We start from the raw sequence: 20,318 nt of genomic DNA on the forward strand, positions 1-20,318 counted from the left end.
GGAAGTTCCCGAAGTACCAACGTCAACCTCTTTCGAATCCTTAAGCTCACCATCAACGTAGAGCTTAACCAAAGCCCTCTCAGTACTCGGATAAGTGCTACCTATTTTGACATTAAAGCCCACAGTGCCACCCTCCTTAGGATACTCCGGCTCAGGGGTTACACTGACTATCGTAAGCCTTCCGTTCGAAGGTGCAGGGTCGCTTCCGCTTGAGTTCGCGTTCGAACTGACCACGATATCACCCTCAACGGTCTTTGAAAAGCCCTCGAACTTGAGCACGCCTGAGTAGTGGAATGTTCCGGTTGAGGCGTAGTGAACGGTACCGGCCGTGAATATCAGAGAAGAACCTCCACCGACTATAAGCGTATCGTTGGAGAACGTTACCGTTCCAGCGCCGTTCTCCACAGGGTACGTAACATCAAGGCTGTAGGCAGAGTCTATCGCCTTTGAGTTGTGATTAATGATTTCAACGGTAAAGGAGACGTCGCTTTCAGGATTAACTCTGCTCCTGCTTGGCACGATCTGGAAGGTTACTTTGTTCGGGTCTATTGCCGTCCCCAAGCGAATCGTCTTGGAGTAATGCCGGGTTATTGTCTTCTTTTTAGGAGTGGAAGTTAAATAGCCTTCCCTTGGAGGGAGAATTGAAGTGGGTGTTGAGTGAGAGACAGAATATATGGCCTTAACAATACCGCTAACGGTGATGTTTCCGGAACCATATATCTTTGAGCTGGCCCTCGTTGTCCACCTGACGACCCCATCGGAGGGAGTTATTACGTTGTAGTGCTTTGAATCGCTGAGGCCGTCTCCGTTGACGCTTACGTCAACGTCGGAAACGGAGCCCCCAACGGCCTGAAGGGCAACCGTGACCCTGTAGGTCGCGTAGTTCTCCGTTACATCAGCGGCCGAGACCTCGACGCCGAGGTCAAGGGAGGCCTCAGTCGAGGCTATGCCCATCCCTTCTATGCCCCTAGGCCAAGGATCACCCGGGAATATCTGATGGGAAATCGTTGTTCTGCTCTCTTGGTAGTGGCCAATCTTTTCAGTCTTGAAGAGACCCGGAAGGGAGTCGGTAAGGTTCGCCTCAAGCTCCCTAAGGTCGGGGTTGCCGTTGCCCTTTTCCATGGCCTCAAGGAGGGACTCAAGGTTCCTGAGTGCCTCAAGGGTTTCAAAGGCCCTCCAGTAGTAAATTGTGTAGTTTTCACCCGAGGTTGTCTGGATAGAGCAGTCGTTGAGAACCTTCTGAGAGGCCCAGCTTTTCTTGAGCTCGACGATGATGTAGTCCCCGCTGACGAAGGAGCGAACGGCCAGGGTTTCGTAGTAGTAGCCGGCGCTTCCTGAGGGAAGAGAACCAACCGGTACCGAGTACGTCTTGTTGAGGAGCCTCCTGGAGGTTATGCTTGCCTTTTGAAAGCTGTTCTCAAGGAGAGCCGGATCTTTGGTAAGCTGACAGGAGGTCGAACTACCGCTTAGGAAGTTCTTTTTTGAGTAGAGGGTTCTCCACTCACTGCTTTGCCCCATACCTATGATTTCATCCTCAAGTTTTCTTACAAGGGAAAGCTTTGTCGCGAGATCAGCGTTTTTGTAGAGGCCGGTAAAGTTCTCGAAGGCGTCCCATGCGATTGGAACATTTCTAGCCTTCGGACTCTGGGTTATGACAACGACCGGAACGTCAAGGGAAGAGGCGTTCCGATTCAACAGCTTTTCAACTCCATAGGCCCAGTAGTGGTTGTACTTGAAGGCAACCCTCATGAAGGCCGTCGAAAAGTTCTGGAGGAAGGCGCTCATGTTGAAATCTCCCGTGATGTTGTCGGCGTTCTTGGCTATGTACTCCTCAAGGGCCTTAATCTGGTCATCGGTCCAGCCCTGGGCTTTAAGCTCCTCAACGGTCTCGTTGGGGAGACCGTTCTCGCTGACGTTCTCCGCCATTTGCCTGAGCTCGTCGGCAGTGTAGTAGAGCTTAACGCCCGAGGACTTCAGCTCCCGAAGGGACTGCCATATCAGCGTTGATATGTTGATGGCGTTTTCAGAGCCGAGGCGTGAATTATCGATGAACTTTTCAACGGCAGAGGAGTTTCCGCCCTCAATCTGTGCGTAGAGCCAGGCCTCCCTGTTCAGTATGTCCCAGAAGACTTCGTAGACAGTGTCCTTCTCCGGTACGGTCGCTGCCCTAACTGGATGCACCGTTGCAACGCTCCAGCTCAGGAGCATTACCACCATCATGAACCCGAGGGCTCTTCTCATGGCACGCACCCAGACTAACAATTCACCAGCATTTAAAAATTTTTCTATTTAATAGTAATATAACAAACTAGAATATAGTAAATCGAAAAAATAACAGAAGGTCACCACGGTACGCTCTTCCAGCCGAGCCTGTAGGCGAGGTAGTTAGCCCCCCAGTGGACGAAGGGGGAAACAACGAGGAGGAATATAATCTGCCCGCTGGTGAGGGTCTTAACCGGGTAGGCGAAGACCAAGGCGCTTATGAGGAAGCCGAGCTGGTCGAGGCCTATGGCTGGGGCACCGCGCGGCAGGTTCGCGCGCCTCTTGAAGAAGCTCCCGATCAAATCTCCAACCAGAGCACCGAAGGAGAGGAGAAACGCGAGCTCTAGGGCCGTCGGGAGGTCTCCGTAGAAGCCGGGCGTTATGAAGTACTGGATTAACCCAACGAGCGTTCCAATGGTAACTCCACCGATGAAGCCCCTCCAGGTCTTTCCATTGCCGAGGAGCCTTCTCCCGTCCCTCCAGACTCTACCACCGTCTATCGGCCTCCCGCCCCCGACGAGAACCGGGGAGGCGTTAGCGAAGTAAGCGGGGAGTATGTACCAGAATGCCCAGAGGATCGATGAGAGCCAACCCATGGAACCACCAGAGAATAGCGGGGAAAACCCTTTATAAGGATAGAGGCCAAAGAGGGTAAAAAGGTGATTGCCATGGGGTTAATCAAAAAGCTCGTCCTTCTCTTCGTCCTCCTGCTCCTCCTCTGGGGAGCCTACGCTGCCTACGCCGTGGTTACGATGGCACCACAGCTGAGTGCATCGTGGGGCAACGTTAACGAGAACGAGACCCAGATCATTGTGACGGCACACTGGAAAAGGCCCCTCATGATACCCCTTGAGGTTAGGTACGCTGTTCTGAACTTTTCAGGCATAGAAATTGCCAGGGTCGAGAGGTTCTCCTACGGGCCTCTGAGTAAGGGAGCCGAGGTCGTGATTGGGATAGACAACCACAACATTGTCAGGGCGCTCTTCAGATACCTCGATAACGGTCAGAGGGGAGAGGCCACCCTGACCTTTAGGACCTTCCTCCTCAAGTTCATACCCCTTACGTTCAACTTCAGCCGGGAAGTCAACGAGGACATCTTGAGCCAGATGAACTTCACCGCCGAGAGCATGCCCATCCTGGGCGGCCTGGCCCAGAGCCCGGCCCTTGTGAGCACGAAGGTTGAGTGGAAAGGATCAACCGGCGAAAGGGGTGAGATGGTAGCCTACATGAAGCTCTACAACCCCAACGACTTCCCGCTACCAATAGGCAACCTGCGCTTCAACGTCTACGCCAACGGGATAAAGGTAGGCTCCGGACAGACCATCGAGAGCGTGGTGATACCAGCGAAGGGCTATAAGACGCTCCCGGTTGAGACGGTCATATACGGCAACGAGATACCGAGGGCCTGGGCTATTCACGTGAAGAACGGGGAAACGAGCAAACTCAGAATAAACCTGTATCTGACAGTAAACGCCTTCGGTAAGAACATCGATGTAAAGCTGTTCAGCCAGGAGGAGACCGTGAAGACGAACATAATGGAGAGCATAAACCAGGCCCTCCAGGAGATATCAAAAAACCTCTCTAACCTCGGCTCGAAGCTCGGAGGTTGAACCTTTTTAAACCACTTCACCATTCTTTTTCGGGGAAAGAGATGAAGGTGAGGGAAGTCCACGACTTTCTCAACAAACTCTGGGAGGACATTTTCACGCTCAACGAAGAGCTCAAGGGGGAGCTTCCGCCCCTTGGGTTCAAGGTGGAGGACGTGGAGGAGGTCTTTGGGGCCTACCTCTTCCTAGACGATGAGTGGAGGCTCATGAAGTATCCTCACCCGGCCTTTGAGATAAAGCCTCAGATGGAGGTCGGTGCAACTCCAGAGAGCTACTACCTCGTCGTTGCGGTTCCGCGGGAGAGGGTAAGCGAGAACTTTTTGGGAACATTCCTCGAGCTCTTCCCGAGAAGCTTCATCTACGGCAGCGAAAACTTCCTGAACGACGTTTACAACTGGAGGCGCGACGGGAGGATATCGCCAACGGAAATACTTGGGAGGATTGGGGAGAGCGACGAGAAGGTCTTCCAGTTCGAGGCAAACTTCGGTAGCGTAAAGGCCCTGAAGCAGGGCGTGAAGAGACTGACAGACATCGGGAAGCGCTTTGGCATCTTTGACCTTTGAGGTGTTCCGCTGTGAGCTATGAGGAGGCTTTCCCGAAGGAGCTGAGGGAGTACTATCGGAGGCTCTTTGGGAGCGAGGCCGAGGAGATAATGGCCTCCTTGAGGACTCCGGTGGAGAAGTACTACATCAGGGTTAACACGCTGAAGACTAGCAGGTCGAAGCTCATCCGAATCCTCCGTAGGGAAGGCCTAAAGCCCAGGAGGAGCCCCCACCTCAAGGAGGGCATCTACTTCGAGCGTGAGGGGGCGAACTTTGACGACGACTACGAACCGGGGCTTAAGAGGGTTGTGGCGAACAAGTTCGCGAGCGAGAGCGTCTACCAGGGGGCAATGCTCTACGCCCCAGGAGTTTTGAAGGCTGACAAAGGAATAAAGCCCGGTGACAAGGTCGAAATCCGCGACCCGAGGGGCCTTCTCGTCGGGATTGGAATAGCGAGGATGGGCTCCAAGGAGATGATGCTCTCAACAAGGGGGCTGGCCGTTGAGGTCACACTTCCGAAGTTCAGACTCCCGAGCCTGAGCGAGCTGGAGAGCTTTAAGGAGGGCCTCTTCTACGCTCAAAGTTTGCCATCCATGGTGGCCGCGAGAGTTCTTGAGCCGAGCGAGGAGGAGCTGGTAATAGACATGGCCGCCGCTCCGGGAGGAAAGGCGAGTCACATAGCACAGCTTATGGAGAACAAGGGTGAGATCATAGCGATAGACAAGTCGAGGAACAGGCTCAGGAAGATGGAGGAAGAGCTAAAAAGGCTCGGGGTAAAAAACGTCAGACTAATCCGCATGGACGCAAGAAAGTTGCCTGAACTCGGAATTCAGGGGGATAAGATACTCCTCGATGCACCCTGCACAGCCCTTGGGATAAGACCCAAGCTCTGGGAGAGCAGGACTCCAAAGGAGATAGTGGCGACGGCAAGATACCAAAGGGCATTCATCTGGGCGGCCATAAAGTCCCTGAGGAAGGGTGGAATGCTTGTCTACTCGACCTGCACCCTCTCACCTGAGGAGAACGAGGCAAACGTCAGGTACATGCTCGAAAAGGGCCTCAAACTTGAGGAGCAGCCCGTTTTCATAGCCTCCCACGGCATAGGCCTTGAGGACGTCCAGAGGTTCTACCCCAACAGGCACATGACCCAGGGCTTCTTCATAGCGAGGCTGAGGAAGGTGTGAGGGATGGACTGGAGAAAGGCCGCCCTGATGGGCTTTGGAATCGTCATAATTGCACTCCTCCTCTGGTGGGCAGGGATAGAGGACGTCCTGGCCATACTAAAGCGGGCGGACATCGAGTACCTCCTTCTGGCGGGACTTATGTACGTCCTCAGCCTTCTCTCTTGGATGATGAGGTGGAGGGTTCTCATAAAAAGCCTCGGCATGGAAGCCCCCTTTGGAAAGGTCATGCTCTCTCTGCTAGCGGGTATCTTCGTGAACAACATAACCCCGGGAGCGAGGGGTGGCGGTGAGCCGGTCAGAATGTACTTCCTGGCCAAGGAGATAGAGAAGCCCTACGGACAGGTCTTCGCAACGGTTATGATGGACAGAATCCTCGACCTGATTCCAGTGGTCTTAATGCTTGTCCTCTCGACGGTTTACGTCTACTACCTCGGCTCACTCTCGCTAACTATGACCCTCGTTGCTCTCGACGTGGTATTTGGCGCCCTCGTGGCGATCAGCCTTGGAATCCTGCTGAGCGAGAGGAAAACTAAAGGGACCCTGTTCTGGCTCTACCGCATTATGGAGAGGTTTCTCCCGACCAAGGCAGACAAATACAGGGAAAAGTTTTTGAGGATGGTTAACGCTGACGTCCCTAGGTTCCAGAGCGACTTCCGCTTCCTGATGAAACACAAGGGAGCCTTCCTGATGGCCCTCTTCTACTCCACGGCATCGTGGCTCTTCACGATACTGAGGACGTACTGTGCCTTCTTGACCATAGACTTCCCTGTGAAGCTCGTGGACGTTATGGTCGTCCAGATGGTCGGCATAGTGGTCGGCATGATAAGCGTAATCCCCGGTGGAGCCGGAATCGTCGAGACGGTGAACTCTGGTGTCTACGTCCTCCTCGGAATTGACAAGGAAGTTGCCGTTACGGCAACTATTCTCGACAGGCTCATCTCCTACTGGATACCGACTGGCATAGGAGGTTTCGTGACGACCCACCTGGGGGCAAAGATAAGGCGGAGGAAAAGTTTAATTGGACTGAAGGGTAAGAAAAACGATTAAGGGGGCTCTCGAAGATGACGTCTCCGAAGTTCGGCATCGCCGCGAGAAGGGACAGGTGGGAGGCGTTAAAGCTCGCCTATAGGGTCTACGACTTCCTTAAGGTCAGCGGTTACGACGTTATCGTCGACGAGGAGACCCACAGACACCTCCCCGAGTTCCACGAGGAGGACGTCCTCCCCCTTGAAGACTTCGACGTTGACTTCATAATCGTGATCGGCGGTGACGGGACGATACTGAGGGTAGAGCATAGAACCAAGCGGGAGATACCCCTGCTCGGGGTTAACATGGGGACGTTAGGTTTCCTCACGGAAGTCGAGCCCCATGAGACGTTTTTTGCACTCAGCAAGCTCATAGAGGGCGATTACCATATAGACGAGCGCATAAAGCTGAGAACGTACGTCAACGGGAAAAACAGCGTCCCAGATTCCCTCAACGAGGTTGCCGTACTGACCGGGATACCAGGAAAGATAATACACCTCAAGTACTACGTTGACGGCGGACTTGCCGACGAGGTAAGAGCCGACGGGCTGATAATCTCAACCCCAACCGGTTCAACAGGTTACGCCATGAGCGCCGGGGGCCCATTCGTTGACCCGAGGCTCGACGCTGTGGTGATAGCCCCCCTAGCACCTATAGCCCTCAGTTCAAGGCCGATGATAGTGCCGTCGAAGAGCGTTGTGACGGTCAGGAACGTGACCCTAAGCAGGGAGCTCGTGCTCGCGGTAGACGGGCAGTTCTACACCTACCTCCCGCCGGACACGGAGATAGAGATAAGGCTCTCGCCGAGGAAGGCGAAGTTCGTGCGCTTCACCAGGGAGATATACCCAAAGTACACGTTGAAAATCAAGAAGAAGTTTTGACCTTTTTATTTTACAAGCCTCGCCCTTCATGGCGGAGAGGAGGCCATAAGCTCTTGGAGGCCAGAAACCTCATAGAACTCCCTTTTCAGAAGCCTCTCCTGCTGGGCCTCAAGGGTTTCCCTCTCAAGAACCAGCAGGACCATGGCCTTGAAGTTCGAGGCGTGATCCTTCAAAGCGGTAAGAAACCTGAAGACAGAGGAGAAGTCGTTGTAGAGAACCAGCGTCTCGACGCAGTCCATGGCAACGAACTTCCCGCCGTTCCTGAAGAAGCTGACGGCTATGTCAAGGAGGACGTGGATCTTCGTCGGGGCAACACCTTCCTCGCTCGCATTGGTCACCCAGACGGTCTGGACATTCTCAAGGCCATCGTACAGCCAGGGATCCCTCGTGAACACGAGAGCGGGAACCTTGGACTCCCTGAGGAAGGAAGACAGCTCTGTTTTCTTGCCGAAGTACAGGAAACCGCCTGAGGAGACCGAGCCCCCAAAGGTTCCAGCAGGCCGGGGCATGATTCTCATCTCGACGGTGTGGATGTAGCTTATCACGCCGTAGATAACCCCGATGATCGAGATGAAGTAGAGGACCTGCTCAGCGGGTGTAAAATATCTGCTGGTGTAGAAGTCGTCTATTATGTCTATGGTCCGGCCAGCGGTTGCGAAGAGCAGTGAGACCGCTATTATCGTGACGAAGTGATTGAAGGGCTCGGAATAGCGGTGAACCCTCTTGAGGGCATAGATTGTGGCGTAGCCTATGACGACGAAGAGAACAACGTCAATGAAAAAAACGAATGGAGAAACAATCAGGCCCATACCACCTCAACCTCGTCGGTTCTAAACTTCTGCTTGACGGCCGTCTCCTCAAGGCTAAAGGAAACCCCAGCTTTAAACATCCTCAGGCCGGTGTAGGCAATCATTGCCCCGTTGTCCCTGCAGAGGTCGTAGGGCGGAACGAAGAAATCCACCCCCCTATCTCCTGCCATCGTCTTGAGCATCTTGCGAAGCCTGTTGTTCGCGGCGACACCACCAACGAGGACGACCTCCCCCTTGCCGGTGTGTGCTAGTGCTCTCTCCGTGACCTCGACTAAAGCTGCGAAGGCCGTCTCCTGGAATGAATAGGCAAGATCCTCTATGCGGTACCTGCCACTCCTGTACTTCCTGACCGCCTCGGTGAGGAGGCCGGAAAAACTCAAATCCATCCCCTTAACCGCGTAGGGAAGCTCTATGTATCTCTCTCCCTTATGAGCGAGCCTCTCTATCTTCGGCCCACCCGGGAAGCCGAGGCCGATTTCTCTTGCAAAGGTGTCTATGGCGTTCCCTATCCCTATGTCGAGGGTCTCGCCGAAGACGCGGTAGCGGCCGCCCTCCAAAGCGAGTACCTGTGTGTTGCCGCCGCTAACATAGAGACCGACCGGGTCTTTAACCCCGAACATCTTGGTTATCTCCACGTGCGCTATGCAGTGGTTCACCCCGACTATCGGCTTGTTATACCTTATCGCCAGCGCCCTCGCGGCCGTGGCAACAACCCTCAAAGCCGGCCCGAGACCGGGCCCTTGGGAGAACGCTATGACGTCAACGTCGTCCATGCTAACGCTGGCCTTCTCAAGGGCTTTCCTGAGGAGGGGCTTTAAAAGCCTGGCGTGGTGCTCGGCCGCCTCCTTCGGGTGTATTCCACCCTTTTCGGTTGTGAGAGTATCAAATACGTTAGCAAGGACTCTATCTTCGGTGACGATGCCGATGCCAAGGGTGTGAGCGGTTCCTTCTATACCAAGGGCTATCATGGTTTCAAAACCTTCCGGATTGTAAGGGTATAAAAGGGTTACGTGAGGCTAGGGGGAAAACCCCTCGGACAGCCACTTCAGGGCCCTTGCGGCCCTCTCCGGAGTCGGGAAGTTCTTAATCCCGTTCCTTTCCAAGAGCTCAACCCCATCTTTAACGAGCTCACCCGCCATGAAGTTCACTATGATCGGCTTGTCGCAGTTGGCCTCGATGACGGCCCTTGCTATCTCCTCGCTCGGGACGAATATAGGCGGTACACAGATTACGAGGAGAGAATCCACGTTCCCGTCACCGCAGACGGTTTCGATGGTTCTCTTATAGCGCTCGTAGTCGGCATCGGCTATGAGGTCTATCGGGTTTTTGACGGAGCACTGACTCGGAAGAAAGGAACGGAGTTCATCAACGGTTTCCTCGCTCAGCCTAGCAATCTCAAGGCCAAGCCTCTCCAGCTTGTCCGTTGCCAGGACTCCCGGCCCGCCGGAGTTGGTTACCACCACCACCCTCTTTCCGGCCCGTGGGTACATCTCGAAGGCCTTCGCAGCGTCAAAGAGCTCCTCCATCTCCTCGACCTCTATAGCTCCAGCCTGCCTGAAGACCGCCCTGTAAATCCCATAGCTTCCCGCCAGCGAACCCGTGTGTGAAGCCGCCGCCCTGGCACCGCTCGCGCTCTTCCCGGCCTTGAGGACTATGACCGGCTTCCTCTCGCTCGCGTAGCGGAGGGCCTTCAAGAAGCGCCTTCCCTCCTTAACCCCTTCGATGTATAGGGCTACTGCCCTTGTATTCCCATCATCAGCGAAGTACTCAATGAAGTCGCTCTCGTTAAGATCGGAGGCGTTTCCATAGGAGACAAAGGCAGAAAAGCCTATTCCCTCATCGTTGCCCATAGCCAGGGCAGCACCGCCGAAGGCCCCGCTCTGGCTGATCAAAGCTAAGCCACCGGGTTTGACGCGAACCTCAAAGGAGCCGAAGAACTTTCCGTGGACGCCGAAGATCCCGGCGCAGTTGGGACCTATGAGCCTTACCCCGTGTTTTCTGGCTTTTTCAACGAGCTCCCTCTCAAGTTCATCGTTCCCCACCTCGGAGAAGCCGGCGCTTATTACCACCGCCCCCCTGATGAGAGGGCCTATATCGTCTATAAGTGGGGGAACTATCTTAGCTGGAACCGCTATTATGGCCACGTCAACCGGCTCGTCAAGCCTCCGCCTGACCTCAAAGGTTCTTCCGGCTATCTCAACGCTTCCGCCCTTTGGGTTTACGGGGACGATTCTGCCCTCAAAGCCGCCCTCAACGATGTTCCTCAGGATTTCCCTAGCTATTGCACCCTCCCTGAAGGAACCGAAGACGGCCACGCTTGATGGGTAAAAGAAAAAGTCGAGGCTCATTCCTCACCACCGTTCTCTTCGCCCTCTATCTCGATCGTGTCGACCCTATCGAGGACGTCCTCTATTTCAGCTTTCTCACCTTTATGCCTCCTCCAGAGCCAGAGGACAACGCCAGCCCCAACGACCACAGCAAGAAGGACGACGTAGGGTAGATAGTCCATCTTCTCCTCGGTGTAGGTTATTATGAGCGTCCCGTCGGGGGCCAGACTGTACTTACCGTTCCTAACGATGATTCTGTCGAACCTCCCGGGGAGCTTTATCGAGATCAGCCATATCTTCGCCTTCCTAGTTTCTCTGTAAGCCACCTCGGGCTTGGCGACTCCAATAACCTCAACGCCGTCCTTAGTGTTACGAGCAGAGATGCTCATTATCTTCATGCTCTGCCTGAATGTCAGGATGAGAAGGTCCGTTACCGACTTCGGGGCGGTCATCCCGGTAAAGGTCGCGTTGAACTGGAGGTAGCCCTCGTTGGGATCAAAGGAAATTTCAATCGTCTTCCTCGTTGAGTTTATGAAGGTCTGGAAGAGATAGACCGGGTTGTAGAGCTCGATGTAGGGGATGTAATCGCCGTTCTCCCAGATGGCGACGTTGTTGCTCAGGTCGTTCGGCTTGGGAACGAGTTCCCTTATCTTGTAGTCCTCCGGAAAGATCATCATGAGCCTCTCCCAGGAGAAGGAGTAAATCTGCCCCTGGAACACGAAGTCGAGAGGGCCGTAGAAAGGACACTTAAGGTAGGGGCCGTTCGGGACGAGGAAAGGAACTATGGAAAACCTGACTGTTGCAGACCAGTTGCTGGTCACGTGAACGGGCCCTTCAGGGGGGATATAGATTACGGCACTCAAGTTGCTCCCCTCAAGCTTGTCGTTCAAGTCCTTCTTGAGGTTGTTGTAGACTAGGTTATACACAAAGTTTGCGAACTGTCTCGTCGCGTTGGTCTCGTTTTTCCTCGCCAGGTACTCGAAATAGGCCCTGTAGTTGGGATCTTTGAGCTTGACGTATATGTCAAAGGTTCCAACCCACGCCAGGGAACCGTTTATCTGGCTCTGGGAAACTTGGAGCATTATCCTTATGTCAAAGACCTTTTGAGGGCCTGATGTAGCGGAGACCGGGGGGGTGATAACGCTGAATGCAAGCACCAAGATGAGGAGAACGACCAAGGTCTTTTTCATGCTCTCACCCCTCCCGAGTTATCGGGGGGATAAAAAAGCTTATTGGTGCTCCCGAGAAGGAGGTTCCATGAAGAAATACCGAAAGGTCGTGGTCGGGGGCACCTTCGACAGGCTCCACCTCGGTCATAAGGCCCTCCTCAGGAAGGCCTTTGAGGTTGGAGAATACGTCTACGTGGGCCTGACCTCCGATGAGATGATAAGGGAGAAGCCCTACGCTGAGAGGATACTCCCCTACAGGGAGAGGCTGAGAGATTTGCTCAAGTTCTTCGACGTGAACAGCTACACCAACTACCGCGTCATCAAGATACACACCGCCATAGGCTTCGCTGATAGGCTGAGGAACTTGGAAGCGATAGTCGTCAGCGATGAGACGTACAAGGGGGCAATAATAGTCAACAGGGCTAGGGCTGAGAGGGGTCTAAAACCCCTCGATATAGTCAAGATACCGATAATAAGGAGCCAGATAGGGCCGAAGATAAGCTCCTCCCTCATAAGGGCCGGTCTTATAGACCCCTTCGGGAGACCACTCCAGTGGAAACGGAACTCCCCGAAAGACGTTTAAGGGAAAGGAGCATAACACTTTCGGTGATATCCATGGAGAAGCTTAAGGAGCCGATAATCGCGATAAACTTCAAGACCTACATAGAGGCCACTGGAAAGAGGGCACTGGAGATAGCGAAAGCAGCTGAGAAAGTGTGGAAGGAAACTGGAGTAACCATGGTCATCGCACCCCAGATGGTCGACCTGAGGATGATAGCAGAAAGCGTTGAGATACCTGTCTTTGCCCAGCACATCGACCCGATAAAGCCGGGCAGTCATACGGGCCACGTTCTTCCGGATGCGGTAAAGGAGGCCGGCGCGGTTGGGACGCTCCTCAACCACTCCGAGAACAGGATGATTTTAGCAGACCTTGAAGCGAGCATCAGGAGAGCGGAGGAGGTTGGCCTTATGACGATGGTCTGCTCCAACAATCCGGCTGTTTCGGTGGCTGTGGCTGCCCTCGGCCCGGACTACGTGGCGGTTGAACCCCCAGAGCTGATAGGAACTGGGATACCCGTCAGCAAGGCCAAGCCCGAGGTGATAACAAACACAGTCGAGCTTGTCAGGAAGGTGAACCCCGAAGTAAAAGTCCTTACAGGGGCAGGGATAAGCACTGGCGAGGACGTAAAGAAGGCTCTTGAACTCGGAAGCGTTGGCGTTCTGCTCGCGAGCGGTGTAACCAAGGCCAAAGACCCGGAGAAGGCGATAAGGAATTTGGTGTCGCTAATTATCTGACTAATTATTTTTCCACTCCGACTTAAGGTTTATAAGCCCGGGCAAAGTCTTCCTATCGGGCAGCCCCGTGGTGTAGCGGCCAAGCATGCGGGACTTTGGATCCCGCGACCCGGGTTCGAATCCCGGCGGGGCTACCAGATATCCCTACAATTTCTCTAAAAACTGCCCCCATGGCTCTGCTGAACAATTCCATGAAAAATTCAAGGTTTTCTGGAGAATACTGCCCTTCCAGCCCTTCTTCATAGGGGGTCGCGGGATCCCACACAGGTCCTGTGATCCCCTGGGTCGGTTCGAATTCCCAACTTTTTCTCTTCCTCACCATGGCCGCCACCACGGCGTGCTTTGACGTCCTACGGCCGATTATGGCCAAATAACATGTTGGATTAACAAGTTAAAAACATATTGCAAATTCTCTCTCAAGCCAGATAGGTTCGATTTCAGATAGGTTCGATTTTCTGGTGGGTCGCAGGACTCGCAGAACAACAGGGTCACATCTCACCACAATAGACAAGGGCTCTAAAAAGTAAAAATTGGGGGATTAGGGGTTAATGTTGTAGATAACAGTCCGCAGTGGAGAACGTTTTGACAACCACAAATATTGAAGTAGTGTTGTAGTACACGTTGATATCGTCCCCCAGATAGCTATCCAGCACAGCACCCACCAGAGATGCATCGCTTATTTTGCCTCGCCTAATGAGTTCGTTTTCAATAAATCGAATGATCGCCCGCTTTGCATAGGAATCCACTACCTTGGAGAGACGTCGTCGCCGTAGGAGCCTTTCCAGCTCCTCATTGTTGCAGTTGATTATGCAGACTTGCCTCCTTGGAATACGGTATTCGAAACATACAAAATACTCAACGCAGCCCGATGCCATGATAAACCCCCCAGAGAAAATGATGAACATCCAATATTGAATGTAGCTAAGCGAAACAACGAGAAACCAAGACATTACAAGTTCTTTCGCTTCATTAATTGGAATGTGCCACAAAACTATGCAAACACCACAAGGACTTCATCAAAATCGGCAAGACATACAAAGATGACAAAAGCCCATTTCATAAATTAACCCTTCGATTGGACTTAAATTCTAGAAAAATCCATGTACTCTATTTCTTTAACAAGGTTCTCTGAAGAAATCTGTTTTTAATAAGGGGGTCATTAATCGACAGTGGGTTCATAAAATTTAGTTAGGACTCAAAACGAGACACACAAATCAAATCCACAAAAGAAAAATAGACCCCACCAAAAACTCTCCACACCCTCAAATTATGAACACCCAACATTAAACCCCCACAGTTTATTTGAAATTTCAATTGATTCAACAGTTTCAATATTAGCATTCTCCAAGTGCCATCTGGTGAGAATATTGGGGGAGGAATATCTGTTGTATGTAGAACTAAAAGAAGCAGAAGCCCTAGAAAGGTCAAAAATCTTTGCAGTAGGTGCTCTCGCTTCAGATAACACCGCAGAGAAACACCAAAAAGAAGTGGAGATGTCCTTCTGGATGGGAAAGGCCGTTGCGTATGCTGAGATGAAGATGTTTCTGGAAGACCACGCCGGGATAAAAGAACAAATCAAACAGCTTCTCGAAATGATTGCAAGAAATCTAATAATGGGCCACAATCTCTCCAAACTAAAAGCAGAACTTGGCGCCCAAGACTATCCTGTGGGAGACACTTTTAAGGACGGGGTAAACGCCATGAAGAACAAACTACTTGAAATCCTAAGGTGTCGAGAAGACATTGTTATTTTGGAGCCCTAGTGCCTCTCTTTGCATTTTTATGCGGAATGTTTATTTCACGGTTCTCGAAAAGAGTTTTAGTGACCCTCATGAGGTATTGACTCTGCATTACCAACCGCGGCAATTGGGAGGTTGTTAAAAAGAAGAATGTCTGGGGGCGTGGCAAAGAGGCACAAGAACACCATCGCCAAGATTAAACCTGGCGATAAGCTCATCTTCTACGTCAAGCAAGAGAGGAAGAATAAGGAAGTTCTCGAACCCAAGATTGTCGGCATCTTCGAGGCCATTAGCGAGCCTTCCACTGACTCGACGAGGATTTTTAAGAGCACCCTCACCCCAACGAGACTTACCCGCTCAGGATTAGGATCAAGCCTGTGAGGTTCGGTGAGGTTGAGTTCAAACCCCTCATTCCAAAGCTGAAGGCAATAACCAACAAAAAGCGCTGGAGCGAGCATTTAATGGGCAAAGCTATGAGAGAAATCCTAGGGGAGATTACAAGCTTATTGAGAGCCTTCTCTAGAGCCACTCTTCCTCTGGATTTCTCTGTACTCCTCCTCTTTGATGTATCTCCCTGAGACGGCTATGAACCTTGGAGGTTTAACAGGCTTCGAGTATTTTCTGATGTCCTTCAGTTTGAGCACCATCCACGGCCTCGGTCTTCTCCCGCGGGAGTGCCACTTCTGTCGTTCTCTCTCGTAATCCCTGAGCTCCTTGGCGGTGAGGAAGAGTTCATCCTTGTACTTTCTGATGATTTCCTCGACGTTGTTAATGAATTCGACGCTCTCAACTTCCGCTTCACCAATCCATGCTTGACCCTCCCGGGAAGCGTAAAAAACAACCTTCATTCCCGGTTGGACCCTCAGCGTTGAGGGCTTCACGAAGACCCTCTTCCCTTCCTCGAGTATCCTGTCCAGGAACCACTTTGGTACTGGGAATGTAACACCAATTCTTTTTTCTTCCATCGTGATCACCAACTTACAGTTTACCCCTAAAGTGTTAAATAATTTGGGAAGGATAGGATTCACTTCGGCTGCTCACCTGGGACAAAGAGTAGCCCTGCAACTATGTGAGGCTTAATCCCTTCAGTTCTACGCTTTGTTATCTCTTCTTTAACAGCTTTACGTCTTGCTGCTATCCCAAAGCGCTCGACGAGATTCCAACAGAGCTCTTCTACCTTGTCTCTTGAAGTGTTCTTCTTCACGTTGGCTTTTAAGAGTGCATTTCTGAAAGGTTCATGGTTCAAGTATCCCCAATAGACAAGATCATAGAGCAGACCCAGGGACTCCTTCTCCCCAGGGTTCTTGGTTCTCTCAATCTTCTCTCGGAGTTTACCAAGGATTATTCTGACCTGCTCTGGAATTTTTGACGGCCTCCTATGGGTGTATTCGAGTTCACTCTCAGCAATCTTCAGTAGTTTTTTGAAGTCTGAGAGAACCTTTTTAGCGGCACTGCGGTAGATTTTCATAGCTTCGTTGCTGTTAAGTGAAGGGGTATCTTCGTTTAAACCAGTATCTTTGAGCAACTGTTCAATTGGAACGTTTTGGGCCTTCCATTCACCGTTAACTAGACGATAAACAAAATACTGGGATATCACTCCGTTGCTGCAGACAAAAAACGCCACAGGATATTCCGTCTTGGACCTGGCAATACTCCTCATGGAGTATCTCTTTGTAATCTCTTTGAACTTTTCCTCGTTGGACTCCTTAAACTCTCTTAGGAGCTTTTCGGCAAAGGTTGTAACTGACAACAGTGAACCACTTACATCCTCTTCAATTTTCTCGATGTTTTCGGTTCCATAAATTGCTTTAATTGCTGAGGGATTCCATTCCTCTTCCTCTTGAAGTATCTTCCCATCTGTCCCCAATGCCCTGTTGAATTCCTGAACTCTTCTCTCAACTTTTTGGAGGAGTCCCAGGTTTTCCTCGAGTTTCTTCTCGGGGAAGAAGTTGTAGATCAGGATTTCATCATGTTCAGTTCCAATTCTATCAACCCTACCAATTCTCTGAATCAACTTGATTGGGGTCCAATGTAGATCGTAGTTTATTACAACGTTGGCATCCTGAAGGTTTAGTCCTTCGCTGAGGACATCCGTTGCAATTAAAATGTGAAGCTCCTGGGATTCATCGATCTCATTTTCGAGGCCATTAGACCGCGGTGCAAAACGCTCTATCTTGTTAGCTATTCCCTTAGTGTTTGAGCTTACGTATTCCATCTTTTCTGAGATATCTGTTGGGAGTATTCTTTTAAGTCCATTGTAGATCCATTGAACTGTTTCTTCAAATTCGCTGAAAACGAGGATCTTCTTGCCTTCCTTTCTTAGTTTCATTATTTCATCCGCTAACTTTCTGAGCTTGGGATCTCTCTCAGGATTGCTTTCTAATTGCTCCTTAAGGGGCCTAAGTGCAGATTCCATGGACTCCAGAATCTTGAGATCGTGCCTTAAATCCTCCAACAATTTTCTGACCCTAAAGGCACCCGCTTTGTACGTCACTCTGTCCTCGCTCTTGTAATTCTCAATAAACTCCTTTACTTCTTTCTCACTAAGAACCCGCTCTTCTTTATTGCCATTAATCTTGCCTAAGAGCACATCATCGAACTCGTCACCTGCGGGAATGAAGTCGTTCTCAACAAAAGTGATGAAGTTCTTTGTTTTTATCAGGTCCCTTCTCAGGGTCTGATACATTGCGTACCAGGAGCTTTCTAAACGTTTCAAGTAGAGGATCCTCATTATTCCCCGGAGGCCCTTACCTGCAGAGGAAAGACTGTGATATGGCTCTGAATCTTGGAATTGGGGCAGAACGTAGTTGTAGAGATCGAACCTCGCGTAATTCATTGAGGAGATTCCATTCAAGAGCAATTCATAGATGTCTTCTGGGTAAACCTCGGAGATAGTGTAATTCAACACGGAGAGCCTTCTCTCTGGGAAACATAGCTTTTTATTTTTCTTGACCTTAATGCAGTTATCTTTTCCTCCATAGAGGTTAAGGATATCGTGCCTTGTTCTTCTTATCAGAATCTCCCTGAAGACGTAAGATGGGTCCAGCTCGCCGTTTTCAATCGCCTTCGTTAAATCATCCCAATTCTGAGGCCGTATTGGAAATGGGTGCCGTCTCTCCGGAAGGAACAAGCGAATCTGGCTTATCATATCCTTGTATCTCTTCCGGTAGGGGGTTGCAGTTAGAAGGATGACCCTTTTACCTGAAATTAGTTCTTGAAGGTTCTTGTAGGACTTGGTGGTAGGGTTTGAGTAGTGATGGGCTTCATCCACCAAAACAGTTCCAACGTTCTTTAGGTAACTCCCCATCTCCCTGTATTTGCCGGAGGAAAGCTCTCTACGTGGCAACAGACCCGATGAGAACACCCTCCCAGGAATGTTGTACTCTCTCAATAGCCCTTCCCAGTAACGAACAAGACCCGGAGGAGCTATCACAGCAACTTCTCTTGAACGTCCATTCAAGAGGTCCAGGAGGGAAAAGTGCTCTAGAAGTGCCAATCCTATGTAGCTCTTCCCAAGACCGACAACATCACTTATCAGAACCCCATTGTATTTGTTGACTATTGATATTGCCCTCTTAACTGCATCCTTCTGGAAGTCGTAGAGAACGTTTTCGAGCCTTCTCAAGAGAAAACCCGTGTCTTTGTCTAAAACATCTTTGTAAAGTTCATACAACCCCCTGATCAGCACTTCCCACGGTGAGGGCAGGTTGCCAGGAACTTGGCCTGCCCAGCTGTTTTCTATGATCTCGAGGAGCTTCGGATTAAATGGAAGGGCCTCCCCCCAAATCTCATCGTACCACTCTTTAAGGTTCTCAAAGTGGGCTGACTGCACGATGGCGTTTAACTCGGTGTTGCCTGAAAATCCCGCCAGCGTGAAGTTGCTCGAGCCTACGAGTCCTATTCTAGTAACAGATGGTCTAGATGGATAGAAGAGATACGCTTTGGCGTGCATGAATTCCTTAACATAAATTTTAATCTCAAGGCTGTGGCTCTGAATCCACTTCATAAGCCTTCTTAAGAAGAGCTCGTTCTCCTCGGTCTGCTCCATAAAATTAGTGTTTTTCTCGATGTCCTCACCCTGCCGGTCAAGGTTTGTCTCAACGCTCTTCTCGCGGCGCTTTATTTTCTGGAGTGCCTCGAGGGAGTGATAAACCATGCTGAGCTGCTCAAAAGTTTCCCTGTTCGTTTGGTTGCCTATCACTATTCTCATCTTGCCCCCCTTCGAGAAGAACTCCTCGAGCTCGTTTTGAATCTCCTTCATGCCGCTGATGAAGAGGAAACCGACGGCAACGTCTATCCTGTTGTAGTCTCCTGAAGTCAAAACTTCTCTAAGGACGTCTATTAGTCTCACCCGGTTGTTGTCAACAAGACCATATTTGTCGAGAAGATGTATGGCTGATTCAGCCATTGATTTCCACCTCAATCAAGTCCTTCAATTCGTCAATGAGAGCGCCAAGTTCAAAACGTAACTCCTCAACGAAGTTCAAAAACTCTTCTCTTGAGAAGGGCTCGACGATGAGTCCAATATCCCGCTCTATCTCTGGTCCGATATCCACAAGGAATCTCCCCTCTTGTAGAGCATCTATCGAGTTCCTCAGGTTTTGAGATGCAATGGAGCTCAAGTCGAGATAACCCCTGATCTTTTCAGCTATCTCTTTTCTGTAACGGGCCATCTTAAGACCCCTCTGATGAAGTTTGTAAAGGTCGTAGATGTCTCTAAGCTTGAACTCTTTTCTCGTCAGGAGGGCTCTGACCTTCTCGACGAGTATCTCCCTGTCAGAATAAGCCGTTAGGGAAACAGGGTAATAGTTGCCGAGAAACTCAATGTACCTTTCGTACTCCTTCGGTGTGAGTTCAACACGCTTCCAGGACAGGAGGGTATGAGCCTTTAGAGTTTTTGGCTTGAACGCTAGTCTTTCAGCATAATTTACCTCAATTTTTATCTTCTCCCCCAGGGGAGAATAGAGTACTATCTCCCTAAACCAACCAGGGCCGAGGAGAAAGCTAAAATATCTGTGGTTGTTGAAGTCGCTGTGACTATTGTATTGGAATTCAAGGCCCAGATCCCTGGCTACGCACCTCAGGATCTCCGCGATTCTGCCCGTTTCTTCGTTCAGGAATTTTCTCAGCCTGCTCCGGCTCATCTCTCTCAGCTCATCGCCCTGGCGATATGCAAAGTCTAGATCCCTGCTGAAGCGGTAATAACCGAGGTGGCATTTAACAAGGCATGTTCCACCTTTGAAGACGTAGTTCTCCTTGAAGAGAGGATCCCTCTCAAGCTCCTTGAGGATTGTGTGGATTATGTAGTCCCACTCCACGAGGTCTACGGACTTTATCCCTGTTTTTCTCGATACAAACCTGGCGAAACCCCTTCTCTCGTTCTTCCGAATCTCCATGAGGAGGGATTCATCGACCATTCCCAATCACCATCCTTATTGACCGGGGGTATCTTTCCAGATACTTCTGAAGTTTATCT

Annotated in this window: 17 protein-coding genes, 1 tRNA gene and 2 pseudogenes; 10 read left to right on the forward strand and 10 right to left on the reverse strand. The window is 51.0% G+C overall.

Going from position 1 to position 20,318, the window contains the following annotated elements; all coding sequences use genetic code 11:
* Window positions 1–2,241: pseudogene (locus MVD07_RS07850) on the reverse strand (hypothetical protein); the annotation flags it as partial.
* Between the two features lie 101 nt (window positions 2,242–2,342).
* Window positions 2,343–2,858, reverse strand: coding sequence for a CDP-2,3-bis-(O-geranylgeranyl)-sn-glycerol synthase (locus tag MVD07_RS07855; protein WP_297500495.1), 516 nt, complete (start codon window positions 2,856–2,858; stop codon window positions 2,343–2,345).
* A gap of 72 nt (window positions 2,859–2,930) precedes the next feature.
* Here MVD07_RS07855 and MVD07_RS07860 point away from each other — a divergent pair, with 72 nt between their 5' ends.
* The 5 genes from MVD07_RS07860 to MVD07_RS07880 are packed head-to-tail and all read left to right on the forward strand — an operon-like array spanning window position 2,931 to window position 7,502.
* Complete coding sequence (locus MVD07_RS07860) at window positions 2,931–3,872, forward strand: LEA type 2 family protein (protein ID WP_297500538.1); 942 nt, start codon at window positions 2,931–2,933, stop codon at window positions 3,870–3,872.
* Between the two features lie 41 nt (window positions 3,873–3,913).
* Window positions 3,914–4,432 carry a DUF3201 domain-containing protein gene (locus tag MVD07_RS07865; RefSeq protein WP_297500498.1) on the forward strand — a complete coding sequence of 173 codons (519 nt, stop codon included), beginning with the start codon at window positions 3,914–3,916 and terminating at the stop codon, window positions 4,430–4,432.
* 11 nt (window positions 4,433–4,443) lie between these two features.
* On the forward strand, window positions 4,444–5,595 hold the full coding sequence (locus tag MVD07_RS07870) for an RsmB/NOP family class I SAM-dependent RNA methyltransferase (RefSeq protein ID WP_297500501.1): 1,152 nt from the start codon (window positions 4,444–4,446) through the stop codon (window positions 5,593–5,595).
* Between the two features lie 3 nt (window positions 5,596–5,598).
* The gene (locus MVD07_RS07875) at window positions 5,599–6,642 is read left to right on the forward strand and encodes a lysylphosphatidylglycerol synthase transmembrane domain-containing protein (protein ID WP_297500505.1); all 1,044 of its coding nucleotides are present in this window, start codon (window positions 5,599–5,601) and stop codon (window positions 6,640–6,642) included.
* 14 nt (window positions 6,643–6,656) lie between these two features.
* Window positions 6,657–7,502: an NAD(+) kinase gene (locus tag MVD07_RS07880; RefSeq protein WP_297500508.1), complete on the forward strand. Its 846-nt coding sequence runs from the start codon at window positions 6,657–6,659 to the stop codon at window positions 7,500–7,502.
* 26 nt (window positions 7,503–7,528) lie between these two features.
* Here MVD07_RS07880 and MVD07_RS07885 read toward each other — a convergent pair whose 3' ends face one another.
* From MVD07_RS07885 to MVD07_RS07900, 4 genes are read right to left on the reverse strand one after another with little or no spacing between them, the layout of a single operon-like run.
* Window positions 7,529–8,311: a DUF835 domain-containing protein gene (locus tag MVD07_RS07885; RefSeq protein ID WP_297500510.1), complete on the reverse strand. Its 783-nt coding sequence runs from the start codon at window positions 8,309–8,311 to the stop codon at window positions 7,529–7,531.
* Entirely contained in the window at window positions 8,302–9,279 is a 978-nt protein-coding gene (locus tag MVD07_RS07890; RefSeq protein WP_297500513.1) for a bifunctional N(6)-L-threonylcarbamoyladenine synthase/serine/threonine protein kinase, read from the reverse strand. The genes MVD07_RS07885 and MVD07_RS07890 overlap by 10 nt, the downstream gene beginning before the upstream one ends.
* 48 nt (window positions 9,280–9,327) lie before the next feature.
* A complete protein-coding gene (locus MVD07_RS07895) occupies window positions 9,328–10,659 on the reverse strand; it encodes a CoA-binding protein (RefSeq protein WP_297500516.1) in 1,332 nt (443 codons plus the stop codon).
* Entirely contained in the window at window positions 10,656–11,828 is a 1,173-nt protein-coding gene (locus tag MVD07_RS07900) for a hypothetical protein (RefSeq protein WP_297500519.1), read from the reverse strand. Before MVD07_RS07900 ends, MVD07_RS07895 begins: the two co-directional genes overlap by 4 nt.
* 67 nt (window positions 11,829–11,895) lie before the next feature.
* Between MVD07_RS07900 and coaD the strand changes: the two genes are divergently transcribed.
* From coaD to MVD07_RS07915, 3 genes are all read left to right on the forward strand, one after another.
* The gene (coaD, locus tag MVD07_RS07905) at window positions 11,896–12,390 is read left to right on the forward strand and encodes a phosphopantetheine adenylyltransferase (protein ID WP_297500521.1); all 495 of its coding nucleotides are present in this window, start codon (window positions 11,896–11,898) and stop codon (window positions 12,388–12,390) included.
* Between the two features lie 32 nt (window positions 12,391–12,422).
* Window positions 12,423–13,103: a triose-phosphate isomerase gene (tpiA, locus tag MVD07_RS07910; RefSeq protein WP_297500541.1), complete on the forward strand. Its 681-nt coding sequence runs from the start codon at window positions 12,423–12,425 to the stop codon at window positions 13,101–13,103.
* Window positions 13,104–13,164: 61 nt separating this feature from the next.
* Window positions 13,165–13,240 (forward strand) — tRNA-Gln (locus tag MVD07_RS07915).
* A gap of 408 nt (window positions 13,241–13,648) precedes the next feature.
* Here MVD07_RS07915 and MVD07_RS07920 read toward each other — a convergent pair.
* Complete coding sequence (locus MVD07_RS07920; RefSeq protein WP_297500524.1) at window positions 13,649–13,978, reverse strand: hypothetical protein; 330 nt, start codon at window positions 13,976–13,978, stop codon at window positions 13,649–13,651.
* A gap of 483 nt (window positions 13,979–14,461) precedes the next feature.
* On the opposite strand from MVD07_RS07920, the gene MVD07_RS07925 reads away from it, so the two are divergent.
* On the forward strand, window positions 14,462–14,866 hold the full coding sequence (locus MVD07_RS07925) for a hypothetical protein (protein WP_297500527.1): 405 nt from the start codon (window positions 14,462–14,464) through the stop codon (window positions 14,864–14,866).
* An 86-nt stretch (window positions 14,867–14,952) separates the two neighbouring features.
* Window positions 14,953–15,365: pseudogene (locus MVD07_RS07930) on the forward strand (EVE domain-containing protein).
* Here MVD07_RS07930 and MVD07_RS07935 read toward each other — a convergent pair.
* From MVD07_RS07935 to MVD07_RS07945, 3 genes are read right to left on the reverse strand one after another with little or no spacing between them, the layout of a single operon-like run.
* Window positions 15,346–15,807, reverse strand: a complete 462-nt coding sequence (locus tag MVD07_RS07935) for a DUF365 domain-containing protein (RefSeq protein WP_297500529.1) — start codon at window positions 15,805–15,807, stop codon at window positions 15,346–15,348. The pseudogene MVD07_RS07930 and the gene MVD07_RS07935 sit on opposite strands and share 20 nt — an antisense overlap.
* A 59-nt stretch (window positions 15,808–15,866) precedes the next feature.
* On the reverse strand, window positions 15,867–19,250 hold the full coding sequence (locus MVD07_RS07940) for a helicase-related protein (protein WP_297500532.1): 3,384 nt from the start codon (window positions 19,248–19,250) through the stop codon (window positions 15,867–15,869).
* Complete coding sequence (locus MVD07_RS07945) at window positions 19,243–20,259, reverse strand: nucleotidyl transferase AbiEii/AbiGii toxin family protein (protein WP_297500535.1); 1,017 nt, start codon at window positions 20,257–20,259, stop codon at window positions 19,243–19,245. The genes MVD07_RS07940 and MVD07_RS07945 overlap by 8 nt, the downstream gene beginning before the upstream one ends.
* Between the last annotated feature and the right edge of the window lie 59 nt (window positions 20,260–20,318).

Origin of the sequence: Thermococcus sp., from assembly GCF_027008145.1 — an archaeon.
GTDB lineage: Archaea > Methanobacteriota_B > Thermococci > Thermococcales > Thermococcaceae > Thermococcus.